Here is a 13,281-nt window from a genome sequence, read left to right as displayed (position 1 = left end):
TTTTTATTTCAATATCTCAGCCAACGATGGCTATTTGCTTCCCGTTAAAGCTGCCAATTGCTGGGTCAGGAAAGTACTCGTATTGTTCAGACCACTAATTACTCTATCCAGGGACGTAAATTGCGCCCGGTAGCGTGCCTCAACATTGTAAAGTCGCAGATTCAGGTTATCGCGCTGCTTGCCAATGTCTTTTATGCTACGGTTTACACCATCGGTGGTACTGGCAATTGTTCCGGCGCTTCCTAAAAAACCGCTTAAGGTTGTTGTTAAGGTGGCGGCATAACCAACGGAAAAATTAACAGTACCTCTGGCACCGAGGGAGCCACCGGAAACTAAAATCTTTAATCCTTCAGTGGCGGTTCCTACAATGCCGGATAAGGTTTGCCCGGATCCTGTTGTCGCCAGACCGTTAAGTGTCCCGGCGATATCGACACCCGCAGTGCCATTTAATGCCGTTCCTGTAAAGCTAGCCACCGTGGTGCCAGTCCCGTTTGCGAGGCTCACGTTAGAAACGGTTCCGTATTTATTTGATTGTAACGCCAGTTGTCCGGCACCATTGACGCTGGCGGAAATAGCTGATCCGACTGCAGTAAATGCCGCTGTGCCGTTGATTGACGACTGCACTATTGCGGCCAATTGAGTCGGTGTGTAACTCCCCGCAGCGATCGCAACAGAGGCGTTGATGCCATCCAGCGTAACGCTCAGCGTGGTATTCGCGGCAATCGTTGTTGAGCCAGGCAAGACCACATTACCAGTCAACAAACCTTGCGTTGCCAATTGGGTGACGTTTAAAGCGTAAGTTCCGCCTTTGGTCGCCGATGTCGAGCCGGTAACGCTCACCAGGCTGTCCGTCGCTTTACCTATGGAGGCAAAAAGTCCGCCGATGTCGCTATAGTTAGCCGTTAAAGCGGCACTTAATTTAGTTGAATCAACAGCGAGTGACCCGTCTTTTTGAAAAGTAATACCGATCTGCGCCAACGATGTGATTCCACCGCCTAAACCATTCACTGCGGTAGCCAGTGTCCTGCGTAGTTGATTTTGAATACTTTGCGTCGTCGCGTCGCCGAGCAATATGCCGCCTTTTTTTGTCGCAGGATCAAAGGAAGTCAAATTAGCGATGGTGGAATTCAGATCATTAAATGCTTTAACAAAACTTGTAATATTCGTTTGTACCGCCGTGGTATTGTTGGCGACAGTAATGGCAGTGGTGCCCACCTTAGCGAGGCTGATAGTTAAACCCTGGATCGCAGTTGCCACGTTATTGGAGGCACTGGTGATATTGATGCCATTTACTTTGAGACTGGCATTTTGCGCAGTGACAACCTCAGTAAAATTTTGTACTCCGGTGGGATCATAATTTAATAAACTACCGATCGTTGCGTCGCCAGAGGTGGTAATTTTGAGACTGGAAGAAGCCCCGGTTGTCGTGGAGTTGAGAACCAGATGATAGGGGTTTGCGCTGCCATCTCCTACAATCGATGCTGTTACCCCGAAGTTGCCTTTGTTGATCGCGTCCCGGATGCCTTGCAGTGAATTATTGGTGCTGTCAATCGTTACCGTGCCAATCGTACGAGTGGTATCCTGAGCAAAGGTGGTGCCGGCAGGATAGGTGCCGCCGGTAGGCGTGCCAGTGATCGTTCCGAAGGTAAACGTTACTGTGGTTGCGGCACCGCCGCCAATTGCGGCGGTAGAGCTTGCTCGACCGGCGCTTGACAGGCTTTGGCCTTGTGCAAGACTATTAACAGTCACATTGTATAGCCCTGCGGTGGCTGCACTTGTCGCAGTTGCAGTAGCAATGGTGGCATCGCTGGATGACGCAGCCAGTGTCTGAAAAACCGTTGGGCTGCTTAAACTCGACAGAGATGTTTGAAATCCGCTTAAGGCGCCTTGCAGCAGGCCATAGCCAGATAATTTTGCCTGAAAGCTGGCTTCTTTTTTCGCGAGAGTGGTGAGTGGCTGGCTTTCCACCTGCATCAGTTTCGCAATCAGCGAATTGACGTCGAGACCGGAGCCTATACCTGTTGATTGGATACCCACTTTTTTCCCCTTTTACTGACTAACAGTGTACTTACTTAACGGCAAAAGCAAAGCATACTTTAGAGGGGGATTTACCTATCAATTTTTAAACTTGCATTCCCAAACCGTCAGTTTTAGTTTAAGCCTGTTGATGTATCAGTAAGCCTTGTAATTTATCTAATGACTTTGAAATTTCTAGCGCTTCTTCAGTCGGAATTTGACGCAATACCTGCTTGGTTTGTTGATCGACGACCTTGACGACAATGCGCTTGTTGTCGTCGTCTAAAGTAAACTCCACGCCTTGGGAAATAGCCTGAACAGTTTTGTTGATATCCTGTATTGCTTTGGTCAGTTGCGCAATACCTGGATTTTTATCTACTTGGGCAGGCAAACTGTCTATGGTTGCGGGTGAAGCTGTTTGCTTTACAGGTACGGACGAATCGCTACTCGCCGGTTTTCCAGTAAGCAATGAAGTTGTTTGGTTGGAATTGCCAATTGACGTGATGTCCATGATCGTTCCCTGTAAGTAAAATATCCCCTGATCAATATAATGACCAGGGGATTAGTCCAAATTAATGAAAAGTTAATGTATTTCCATTAAAGCTTAACGAAGCAAGGCTAATACACCCTGTGGCAAGGCATTCGCCTGAGCCAAGATCGCTGTACCAGCCTGTTGCAATACCTGACCGCGAGTCAAGTTGGCTGTCTCTTGCGCAAAATCCGCATCGCGAATACGGCTACGTGAGGCTGTCAAGTTCTCTGCAGTCGTGTTCAAGCTGTTCACGGCGGAAGAGAAACGATTTTGATAAGCACCCAGAGAAGCACGTGAACTGTTCACAGAGGACAGCGCCGCATCAATCGTAGCCAGCGCAGCGGTTGCACCGGCTGCAGTGGTCAGGTTGAGAGACGATACGCCAGCACCGGCAGTCGCAGTAGCCGCTGTTGTACCGGCTGCAGTACCGATGATTGCCGCAGTCGCTTGTGTGCCGCCTATTGTAATGCCAGAAGACGAACTGGAGGACAGATTGATCGCGCCATAAGTAGTTGCTGTCGCAGCACCGGTAGAACCTGCTACCGTGGCCGTGATGTCAATATTACGACCATCAGCAGCAGTCAATGTGTAGGTCGTGCCAGTAGCGGTCGCCTTGACGCCGGTTTGAGCGCTGACGGCATTGAAGGCCGCTGCAATTTCACTCGCACCAACAGTCGCATTGGCAGTCGCGGTACCGGAAACAGTTACACCGTTGACGGATAAGTTAAACGCACCACCGGCAGCAGTTGCGGTATTAGTCAGTGTGCTACCTACTACGGTAGCCGATACGCCCGTTTGACCGGTAACGGCGTTAATTGCATTCGCCTTTGCCAGCGCACTACCTGTTGCATTGACTGTGGAAACGCCATCAGTAGAGGATGCGCCAACGTTAGTGCCGTTAATACTGACGCCACCGGCAGTTAGAGCAGCACCACTGGTAATTACTGCACCTACCAGGCTGGTGCTATACGATGAGCTCGATCCGACGCCGAGTGCATTACTTTTTGCACTTGCAATCGAGGCAATTGAAATCTGATCATTCGCAGTGCCGTTGGCGCCTACCTGGAAGGCTTGCGAGCTGAAACTACCATTGAGCAGATTGACGCCGTTGAAGTTGGATGAGCTTGCAACACGATCAATTTCCGAAATTAACTGACTTGCTTCATTATTCAGCGCGGCACGATCTGATGCGCTATTGGAACCGTTGGCTGCCTGCACTGCAAGATCGCGGATACGTTGCAAGTTGTTACCGATCTGGGTTAAATCGCCCTCAGCGGTTTGCGCTAAGGAGATACCATCGTTGGCATTACGCACCGCTTGATTGAGACCACCGATCTGAGATGACAATCTTTCAGAAATCGCCAAACCTGCAGCATCGTCTTTCGCGCTGTTAATACGCAGACCTGAAGACAGGCGTTGCAGTGAGGTACTTAATGAGGATTGGGATGTAGTCAGGTTGCGCTGTGCATTGAGCGAGGCAATATTGGTATTGATGAATGAAGCCATGGTGATTCTCCTTACCTAAGTTATTTAAATTGGCGTGTGCCTTAAACTTTGGTCTGTCTTGCTAAGACTACAGGACCGCCGTTGAAACTGGTAACGGACGCACATTTGAAATGTTTAACTAGTTTCTGTAAATAAATACTTTTTTTTGCCCTAAAGTTTTATCTTTCATTCCGCTCAACGGCGCTGTTGGAAAATACTTTAGGGCTAAATTTTTATTATTTTCAGGAGATATTTACCTAATGTCAGTGATTAAAATTATCGGAAAGACATGATGGGATAACTTCTTCGGACGTTAATGATGGGGACCTGAGCGGGCGAGTTGAAAAAATATAATGCTTTTAAGTTATAGGATTTACGCAAAACGACGAACTGTTTGCCGTAATTCAGATTGAGTCCGCAGGCTGGATGCGGCTTTCAGGGGCATTTCGTGCCAGCAGGCGCACCCGGCTTGCGGGTGCATTTGAATATCGAGATGCCATGAAGTCAGCTGTTCTCTGTGTCCGGGTGTCTCCGTGGTGAGAGGTCTTGGTTTTTGGGTAAGCCTTGATTTAATCATTCGCTTATCGAACCCTATTAGACTTTGATCGACGCGTCTGGATATCTGTACCAGGCACTATCAGGTGGCCTTTATCACCCGATTTTTACCGGTCTTCTTCGCCTCATACATTGCTTTGTCCGCGCGCTGTACAACGGCTTCCTGAGATTCGTTCGGCGCTCTTAAGGCTACCCCGGCACTAAACGTGATAAACAGCCTTTGCTCATTCATGGTAAAAAAATGGGTAGTCAATTCGCGCTGCACTCTGGTCATGGCTAACGCAGCCTCGTCCAGGTTCGTTTCCGGCATGACGATCAAAAATTCTTCGCCGCCGTAGCGTGCAATGACATCGATAGAGCGCAAGGTCTTTTTGACGATACGCACCAGGTGTACCAATGCCTCGTCACCGGCGGCGTGACCGTGTGTGTCGTTGAGTTTTTTGAAATTGTCGAGATCGAGCATGGCGGCACACAGCGGTGAGCCGCGGCGATCTGCACGATCGGCTTCGCGCTCGAATACATCGTCGAGGCCGCGACGGTTCAGGCTGCCGGTAAGCTGATCTTCACGCACCAATTCGCTCATGTGCGCGAGTTTGTCTTCTAGCTCTTTGATGCGCACTTCTGCTTCTTTGACCTCTTTTTGGGCGACGATCATCATCTCATGCGAGCGCATCGTTTCCGAACGCACTACATGGGTTTCATCGAGAATGGCAGCAATCAACTGATCGACTTCGATCACGTCTTTGCTGTGACGGATCTGTTCGGCATAGCCTCCCATCTTGCTATGGTAGGTTTCTGTGCTGACTGTCATGACGCTGAGACGATCTATGAATGTCGCCATCATGTTTTTGACGGAGGTTTTGGATTCGTCGATGCTGTGCTTCAGGACGCCTTGTTTATAGATCACATCTTTGAGACTGCGGGTGGCCTCCTGTAAAGTACGATGATCTATGGGGCCTGCGATCAGGCTCTGAACCATCTCAATCTGGCCGCGCAGCCAATTGTCTTCATCCAGCAATTCATGAACATTATCTAACAGCAAGCCAAACAATCGGAGCAGCAATTCTTGCTGTTCCGCCGTATCGCCACTGCTTAATTCGATTTGAAAGCATAAATGTTTTAGTCGTGAGGCGACTTGATTTAATGCGGCTTCACTGTCTGCGTCCCTTACTGCAAGCCCCAGCGATTCCGATTCGGTGGCAAGTGCGGGATTGGGCTTTAATACCGATGCCAGGGCCAAGGTGAGGGTGCGATACAGCAAATCTTGTAATATTTTTGGACGGCTGTCCTCGCCCGACACATCATCAACTAAGGAAATCGAATTGCTCCCCATACTTGTCGGCGCTGCCGGAACGGGATCGGCCAGGCTGATGGCGTTGCCTGGCTTGGCAATGGTTTTCTCGGCTAATTGGGTTAAGCCCTTGCTGTAGTCGTCCCAGTTGCCCGATTTGATCGCGCGGCTGAACCGGTTGCCAAAATTGGCGAGTTCGCCGGGAGACTGCTTGAGATTTTCTGCAAAGCCGAGCAGCAGCTTCTCTGCAGCGGATGGCTGTGTCTCTTGTGCGGCTTCTGCGGGCTTGGCTGCTTTGGTTTCGGGCAGTTCTTCACTTACCCCTGAGATCTCTTGATATAACTTTCGATAGGCGTCGGGCGTCGGCGCAATTCTTTGAATCGCCAGTCGCCTGAAGGTTTCTCTGGCAATATCCGTCGGTGTTTTGAACTGCGAACTATTAGGATTGTTTGACATATTGCTTCCGCACTTGAGGTATCGAGTATCAGAAAGGGCCGCTGCTAACGGTATAAGAATTCTAGTGTTTTTTCAGGGCTTTGCGGACTTAATCGACAAGCTGATTTTTAATGGCGTAGTGGGTGAGTTCGGCATTGTGGCGCAGTTTCATTTTTAATAATAGTCGCGCTCTGTATTCACTGATTGTCTTCACCGATAGGGATAGCTCTTTGGCAATGTCGCCGACAGTTTTACCTGATGCAATCATGGTCAGCGTTTGATATTCACGGTCGGATAAGGTTTTGTGCAGTTCACCTTCGTGCTCCTGATTGAGATTATTCGCCAGTTCTTGCGCGAGCTCCGGGCTGATGTATTTCAAGCCAGATGCGATTTGCCGTATGGCTTGCAAGATGTCGCTCGCGCTGGCCTGTTTGTTCAGGTAACCGGATGCGCCGGATTTATGAGCGCGTATCGCATATTGATCTTCTCTGTGGATAGAAAACATCAGGACGGAAACCTGAGGCGATTCTTTTTTAATTTGCTTGAGTATTTCGATGCCGTTTTTATCTGGCAGGGAAATATCCAATATCATGATTTGATACTCGAGCTGGCGCGAGAGCCTGATTGCATCCAGCCCATTTTCAGCTTCTCCGACAATGCAGATGTCTGCTGTGCTGCTGATAATTTGTTTTAACCCCTCACGTACGACGGCATGATCGTCGACGATGATCAGTTTGATGGCTGCGCTCGCTGTCATGCATATACCTTGATCGAAAATAAGTCTGTTACGAATAGAGGCCTGCCGGATGTTTTTGCTCCGCGGCAGGACTTGGGGGTCTATTCTATAAGGCTTGCTGGCGTCGTGGTTGCGTCAGATAATATTTTTGTGCTTCTCCGCTACAATGCGGTAATGAGTAAAGCATTTGTCAAAGAAAACGAGCAGGACGATGATCTGGAATTCGGCGTTCCCGAGATCCCTGCTGGCGTAAAAAACTACATGACGCCGCAAGGCCATCAAAGGATGAAGGATGAGTTCTTGCATCTGATGGATGTGGAGCGTCCTGAGATCGTCAACATTGTGCATTGGGCCGCCTCGAATGGGGACCGCTCTGAAAATGGCGACTATATTTACGGCAAGCGGCGCCTGCGCGAAATCGACAGGCGCATCCGTTTTTTGACGAAGCGGCTCGATATCGCGGAAGTGGTAGATCCACGGATTCACCACGGCAATGATCAGGTATTTTTTGGGGCCACCGTCACCTATGAAAATCAGCAGGGCGAAGAAGTCACGATCACCATTGTGGGGGTCGATGAATTCGATCCTCTGGCCGGAAAAATCAGTTGGGTCTCGCCGGTGGCGCGCGCTTTGACCAAAGCCAGAACAGGGGACACGATAGTATTGAGAACACCGGCGGGTATGGATGAATTGACGATTATTGATGTGCAGTATCCTGAATAACCGATGCGGGAACTGAAGTAGGGCAGGCGCGTCAGCCGTGTTCGCGCCAGATCTTGGCAACCCCATTGAGATGTTTGACATTACGCATCAACCTGGCGAGGTGAATGCGGTCTTCAATCTGTATAGTGAAATGAATATTCGTCATATCATTGGCTTGTCCATCTTCCATGCTGACATGGCTGATATTTGCATCCGACTCACCAATTTCTGCTGCAATCCTTGCCAGTGCGCCTCGCTCATTATTTACCATGACGACGACACGACTATCAAAGCGGCGGTTTAAATCCTCACCCCAGCTGACGTCGATCCAGCGGTCGGGCTCCTTTACCTGCATACGCTTGGCGTTATCGCAATCATCGGTATGCACCACCAGTCCCTGATCGCGCTTGAGCTGGCCCACGATGCCATCGCCAGGAATGGGCAGACAGCATGGCGCCAATTGGACCGAGACGCCTTCACTGCCGTAAATGATGACGGGATCGCGTTTGTTATTGATTTTATCGCCGGCAAGCTGCTGGAAAGGGATGGACGGAGAATCGTCTTCCACCAGATCCAGGATATGCCGTGCGACTAGCGCCGCCATGCGCTTGCCGATGCCAATATCGGTGTGAATTTCTTCCAGTGATTTGGCGGTCGATTCGTTCAATAATTTATCGATCAGGCTTTCGGGCAAATCAGGATTTAAATGCACTGCCACCAGGGCTTGCGCCAGCAATTGCCTGCCCAGTTCGGTCGATTCATTCAGGTTGATGGTGCGCAGATAATGGCGGATTGCCGAGCGTGCCTTGCCTGTGCGGACATAAGTCAACCAGTTCGGTGTAGGGCGTGAATTCGGTGACGTAATAATTTCAACGATGTCGCCATTTTTTAACTCAGAGCGCAGCGGAACCGGCTCATGATTAATGCGTGTTGCAATCGCCTGGTCGCCGATGTCGGTATGGATATTGTAGGCAAAATCGAGGGCCGTCGCGCCGCGCGGCAGGGCAATGATTTTTGACTTTGGCGTGAATACGTAAACCGAATCGGGAAACAGATCGACTTTGACGTGTTCTAAAAATTCTGCGGAATCGCCGGTCTGCTTTTGGATGTCCAGCAGGGATTGCAGCCAGGCGTGGGTGCGTTGCTGCAGATCGGTCAGGCTGCCATCTTCATTTTTGTAGAGCCAATGGGCGGCCACGCCGGATTCGGCGACCTGATTCATTTCCTGGGTGCGGATCTGAAACTCAACCGGAGTGCCATAAGGGCCGATCAGGGTCGTGTGCAGGGATTGATAGCCATTGGTTTTGGGAATGGCGATGTAATCTTTAAATTTGCCCGGCATCGGTTTGTATAGAGCATGCAAAGTGCCGAGAGCGTAATAGCTATTCGGAAAATTATCGACCACGATGCGGAAGCCATACACGTCCAGCACTTGCGAAAAACTCAGGTGCTTGTCGTGCATCTTGCGGTAAATGCCATACAGGGTTTTTTCACGGCCGTAGACCTGGGCCGCGAGTCCCGCTTCCTGCAAGGCTGATTTCACCGTTTCCATGATCTTATTGACGACCTCGCGACGATTACCGCGCGCGGCCTTGACCGCTTTTGATAAGGTGCGATAGCGCAGCGGATACAAATGCGCGAACGCGAGATCCTGTAATTCGCGATAGATGTTATTCAAGCCGAGCCGGTGTGCAATCGGCACATAGACTTCCATCGTTTCGCGGGAGATGCGGCGCTGTTTTTCCGGTTTCATCGCGCCCAGGGTACGCATATTGTGCAAGCGATCCGCTAGCTTGACGAGAATGACCCGCACATCGCGTGCCATCGCCAGTAACATCTTGCGGAAATTTTCGGCTTGCGCTTCGATCTGGCTTTGGAATTCGATTTTTTCCAGCTTGGAGAGGCCATCAACCAAGGCCGCTACCGGCGCCCCGAAACGTTCGATCAACTCTTCTTTTTTGACGTCCTGATCTTCCATCACATCGTGCAGCAGTGCTGCCATGATGGCTTGTACGTCCAGCTTCCATTCGGCGCAGATTTCGGCTACCGCGATAGGGTGCGAGATATACGGCTCGCCCGAACGCCTGACCTGGCCCAGATGCATCTCATCGGAAAAACGATAAGCTTCCTTGACTAACTTTAAGTCGGCAGGAGACAGGTATTCGGATAAGCGGGCGGTCAGTGCGGTGGTTGAGGCGACACCAATCGCTGATGCGTGTGACGCGGTATTTTCTGGCAGGGAGGGCGATACAGAAGGCGATAATCGAGACGCGGGAGATTTGGGCGAGGATCGTCGTGACGGAGCCTTCTCAGGGGAGACCGCGGCTGGAACAGAAGAATTGTTGTCTAAAATATTCATTCCGTTTAGTTCCCAGCCGTTTCATGGTAGTAGCGCTACAGAATTAAAGAGGGACTTTTTTCAACATCTCAATGCCGATTTTGCCTTCGGCGATTTCGCGCAAAGCAACAACGGTTGGTTTGTCTTTGGAGTCCACTTTTGGTGTGTGGCCTTGCAATAACTGACGTGCGCGATAGGTTGCGCACAGAGTCAATTGAAAGCGATTAGGGATGTTTTTCAGTGAATCTTCAATAGTAATACGTGCCATTTTCTTTCTTTCTATCAGGGATTGGCATGAATGCCCAGTTGGGCAAACAGCGCTGCATTGCGGCTTGCTTGCTGCGGGAAGCGGCAGCGGGTTGCCTTAACGACGGCATTCAGTTCTGCCAAGGCGATTGCAAACTCTTGATTAATAATAACATATTCGAACTCTGGAGCGTGCGCCATTTCACCGCCGGCAGCCAGAATTCGACGGGTAATGATGTGCGGTTCATCTTGACCGCGCTTTTTCAAGCGTTCTTCAAGCGCCGGAATGGATGGCGGCAGGATAAAAATCCTGACGGCGTCCGGGAATTGTTTTTTGACTTGCTGGGTGCCTTGCCAGTCGATTTCCAGCAAGATATCGGTACCGGCCTGCATCTGCCGTTCGATCAGAACACGGGAAGTTCCATAGTAATTGCCATGGACTTCGGCAGATTCGAGAAATTCACCCTGCGCCTTGCGCGCCAAAAAATCTTCGACCGTCGTGAAGTGATATTCGCGCCCGTCCTGCTCGCCCGGACGGGGTGGGCGAGTGGTGTAGGAAATCGATAGCTTGATGGCAGGTTCTTGTGCCAATAAGGCGTTCACCAGCGTCGATTTGCCCGCACCCGATGGGGCGGCAACCATGAACAGACTACCTGCGGTGGCGGTGGATGCGGACATAATGGTTCTCAATTATGGTTTTTTGGGGAGTATGCTTTAAAAACAGGCAATTTGCGCAAGCTTTTCCTAGTAGTTAAAATATACTGGCAGTAGTATAAGGAAAAGTCCCAGGCTATTCAAGATTTTGTACCTGTTCGCGCATTTGTTCAATCAACAATTTTAGCTCCATTGAGGCATCGGCCAGTTCTTTGAGTGCCGCTTTGGAGCCGAGCGTATTGGCTTCGCGATTCAATTCTTGCATCATAAAATCCAGGCGCTTGCCGACTTGACCGCCTTTTTTCAATATATGACGGGTTTCGGTCAAATGGGCAGATAAGCGCGCGAGTTCTTCGGCGATGTCGATGCGAATCCCGTACAGCGTGACTTCCTGGCGCACTCTGTCCAGCGCCTCTTCGCGTGAAATGGTTTGCGCTGTGGCGGCATTCACTTGGGATAGCCCTAACGCGTCTTCCATGCGGGCGATGGCTTTTTGCTGGAATTGCTGTACGACTTGCGGTACCAGCGGGGTGATTCTGATGACGATGGTTTCCATGGCGTCGATACGGTCAGTTAATACCTGCGCCAGTGCAGCGCCTTCGCGTTCGCGGCTGCTGATAAAGGCCGTCAAAGTGGCGTCGATCCCGGCAACGATCGCTGATTGCAGCGCGTCGGCATTGATTTCCGCTTCCTCGATGACGCCGGGCCAGCGCAGCAATTCGTTGCAGGTTAGAGGCGCGGCGTCGGGGAATTGCTGACGTACTTGTGTTTGAAACGCAGCGATCTGGGTCAGTACATCGGCATTCAGTGCCTTGGAATTGCCATTGCCGGTTTTTTTGCCGAAGCTGAAGCGGCATTCCACTTTGCCGCGTGTGAGTTTGCGCGAGATCGCTTCACGGAATAGCGGTTCGACCGATCTGAAATCATCATTAATCCGGAACTGCAGATCCAGAAAGCGCGAATTCACACTTTTTATTTCCAGCGTGATGGTGCCGGCATCGGTTTCCTGGGTCTGGGCGGCATAGCCGGTCATGCTGTAAATACTCACGTAATTTCCTTGTAATGCGATGTGTTAAAAGTAATGCTGCCAAGTTTGGCGCAGAATTTGCCCGGTCAGATGTCTTGCTTGACGCCAAGGAGGTTACATTTGGCGACAATATTGCAGTAGGGAAGCGGTTTGCTTTCTTGTTATCCTTTACAAATTCACCAAACATCAACACAATCCTCACTATCAACGGATTTAGGACGATATGGCCGCACAAAATAACGCACCCTTGCCAGACGGGCTGGAGATTGCTGGATACCGCATTGTAAAGAAAATTGCATCCGGCGGGTTCAGTATTGTTTATCTGGCGTCGGACGAGGACGGCAATGCTGTTGCCATCAAGGAGTATTTGCCCAGCTCGCTGGCGCTGCGCCAGCAGGGCGAACTGGTGCCTGCCATTTCACCGGAAAATTTACCGATTTATCGCATCGGCCTCAAATGTTTTTTTGAGGAAGGCCGTGCGCTGGCGCGTATAGCGCATCCGAATGTGGTCAGCGTTATCAATTTTTTCCGCGCTAACGAGACGGTATATATGGTGATGGCCTACGAATCGGGGCGTTCGCTGCAAGAGCACATCTTGCGTCGCCGCGATAAAGGCGAAAAACCTTTAGTCTCCGAACGTTTTATCCGTCGCATGTTTAATCACGTGATGAATGGCTTGCGCGAAGTCCATACCAATAAATTACTGCATCTGGATTTAAAACCCGCGAATATCTATCTGCGTCTGGACGGCACCCCTATCCTGCTGGATTTTGGCGCTGCAAGACAGACTTTAAAGACCGACTTGCCTAAGCTCTACCCGATGTATACCCCGGGCTTTGCTGCGCCGGAACTGTATTTGAAAAATGGCAGCCTGGGACCATGGACCGATATCTATAGTATCGGCGCATCGATATTTGCCTGTATGGTGGGCGCGCCGCCCCAGCCCTCTGATCAGCGTAAAAACGGCGATAAGATGGAAAACCATTATCGCAAGCTCGACGGTTTGTATTCACCTGAATTGATCGACGTGGTGCGCTGGTGCCTGAAAATGGATCCGCTGGAGCGGCCGCAAAGTGTGTTCGCCTTGCAAAAAGCCCTGCAGATGCAAAAGCAGCCGCAAAAAGAACTTACGGTATTTGAGAAAGCAACACAAAAGCTGACGGCTTTATTTGCGCCTGGCCGTAAAAAGTCAGTCGAAAGTGATCACACGACCATACAAGACCATACCGTACACTAATCATGCACATTGATCTGCCGTGTTCAC

At 50.4% G+C, this 13,281-nt stretch carries 11 protein-coding genes; 2 read left to right on the top strand and 9 right to left on the bottom strand.

What is annotated here, in order from left to right; genetic code table 11:
* Positions 1-30 precede the first annotated feature (30 nt).
* The 5 genes from fliD to LPB67_RS16540 form a co-directional block, all read right to left on the bottom strand.
* On the bottom strand, positions 31-2,037 hold the full coding sequence (fliD, locus tag LPB67_RS16560) for a flagellar filament capping protein FliD (protein ID WP_262838396.1): 2,007 nt from the start codon (positions 2,035-2,037) through the stop codon (positions 31-33).
* Positions 2,038-2,155: 118 nt separating this feature from the next.
* Entirely contained in the window at positions 2,156-2,527 is a 372-nt protein-coding gene (locus LPB67_RS16555; protein WP_262838395.1) for a flagellar protein FlaG, read from the bottom strand.
* 93 nt (positions 2,528-2,620) lie between these two features.
* Positions 2,621-4,054: a flagellin gene (locus tag LPB67_RS16550; protein WP_262838394.1), complete on the bottom strand. Its 1,434-nt coding sequence runs from the start codon at positions 4,052-4,054 to the stop codon at positions 2,621-2,623.
* 616 nt (positions 4,055-4,670) lie between these two features.
* Positions 4,671-6,335 (bottom strand): GGDEF domain-containing protein, encoded by a 1,665-nt coding sequence (locus LPB67_RS16545; RefSeq protein ID WP_262838393.1) that lies wholly within the window; start codon positions 6,333-6,335, stop codon positions 4,671-4,673.
* Positions 6,336-6,423: 88 nt separating this feature from the next.
* The gene (locus LPB67_RS16540) at positions 6,424-7,071 is read right to left on the bottom strand and encodes a response regulator transcription factor (RefSeq protein ID WP_262838392.1); all 648 of its coding nucleotides are present in this window, start codon (positions 7,069-7,071) and stop codon (positions 6,424-6,426) included.
* 153 nt (positions 7,072-7,224) lie between these two features.
* Here LPB67_RS16540 and greB point away from each other — a divergent pair, with 153 nt between their 5' ends.
* A complete protein-coding gene (greB, locus tag LPB67_RS16535) occupies positions 7,225-7,773 on the top strand; it encodes a transcription elongation factor GreB (RefSeq protein WP_262838391.1) in 549 nt (182 codons plus the stop codon).
* 31 nt (positions 7,774-7,804) lie between these two features.
* On the opposite strand, the gene LPB67_RS16530 is transcribed toward greB, so the two are convergent.
* The 4 genes from LPB67_RS16530 to LPB67_RS16515 all read right to left on the bottom strand — a co-directional run bounded on the left by LPB67_RS16530 (position 7,805) and on the right by LPB67_RS16515 (position 12,023).
* Positions 7,805-10,111, bottom strand: coding sequence for a RelA/SpoT family protein (locus tag LPB67_RS16530; RefSeq protein ID WP_262838390.1), 2,307 nt, complete (start codon positions 10,109-10,111; stop codon positions 7,805-7,807).
* A gap of 43 nt (positions 10,112-10,154) precedes the next feature.
* Positions 10,155-10,358 (bottom strand): DNA-directed RNA polymerase subunit omega, encoded by a 204-nt coding sequence (gene rpoZ, locus LPB67_RS16525; protein WP_262838389.1) that lies wholly within the window; start codon positions 10,356-10,358, stop codon positions 10,155-10,157.
* A gap of 14 nt (positions 10,359-10,372) precedes the next feature.
* Positions 10,373-11,014, bottom strand: coding sequence for a guanylate kinase (gene gmk, locus LPB67_RS16520; RefSeq protein WP_262838388.1), 642 nt, complete (start codon positions 11,012-11,014; stop codon positions 10,373-10,375).
* A 112-nt stretch (positions 11,015-11,126) separates the two neighbouring features.
* On the bottom strand, positions 11,127-12,023 hold the full coding sequence (locus LPB67_RS16515) for a YicC/YloC family endoribonuclease (RefSeq protein WP_262838479.1): 897 nt from the start codon (positions 12,021-12,023) through the stop codon (positions 11,127-11,129).
* Positions 12,024-12,240: 217 nt separating this feature from the next.
* On the opposite strand from LPB67_RS16515, the gene LPB67_RS16510 reads away from it, so the two are divergent.
* Positions 12,241-13,254 (top strand): serine/threonine protein kinase, encoded by a 1,014-nt coding sequence (locus tag LPB67_RS16510; RefSeq protein WP_262838387.1) that lies wholly within the window; start codon positions 12,241-12,243, stop codon positions 13,252-13,254.
* Positions 13,255-13,281: the final 27 nt, after the last annotated feature.

It is taken from the genome of Undibacterium sp. Jales W-56 (genome assembly GCF_025548535.1).
In the GTDB taxonomy this organism is placed as follows: Bacteria; Pseudomonadota; Gammaproteobacteria; order Burkholderiales; family Burkholderiaceae_D; genus Undibacterium.
This window is presented reverse-complemented; position numbering and strand designations above follow the sequence as displayed.

Coding starts and splice junctions, on each gene's coding strand:
- LPB67_RS16555 (WP_262838395.1), bottom strand. CDS start 2,527: ATGGACATCACGTCAATTGGCAATTCCAACCAAACAACTTCATTGCTT.
- LPB67_RS16550 (WP_262838394.1), bottom strand. CDS start 4,054: ATGGCTTCATTCATCAATACCAATATTGCCTCGCTCAATGCACAGCGC.
- LPB67_RS16545 (WP_262838393.1), bottom strand. CDS start 6,335: ATGTCAAACAATCCTAATAGTTCGCAGTTCAAAACACCGACGGATATT.
- LPB67_RS16540 (WP_262838392.1), bottom strand. CDS start 7,071: ATGACAGCGAGCGCAGCCATCAAACTGATCATCGTCGACGATCATGCC.
- greB (WP_262838391.1), top strand. CDS start 7,225: ATGAGTAAAGCATTTGTCAAAGAAAACGAGCAGGACGATGATCTGGAA.
- LPB67_RS16530 (WP_262838390.1), bottom strand. CDS start 10,111: ATGAATATTTTAGACAACAATTCTTCTGTTCCAGCCGCGGTCTCCCCT.
- rpoZ (WP_262838389.1), bottom strand. CDS start 10,358: ATGGCACGTATTACTATTGAAGATTCACTGAAAAACATCCCTAATCGC.
- gmk (WP_262838388.1), bottom strand. CDS start 11,014: ATGTCCGCATCCACCGCCACCGCAGGTAGTCTGTTCATGGTTGCCGCC.
- LPB67_RS16515 (WP_262838479.1), bottom strand. CDS start 12,023: ATGACCGGCTATGCCGCCCAGACCCAGGAAACCGATGCCGGCACCATC.
- LPB67_RS16510 (WP_262838387.1), top strand. CDS start 12,241: ATGGCCGCACAAAATAACGCACCCTTGCCAGACGGGCTGGAGATTGCT.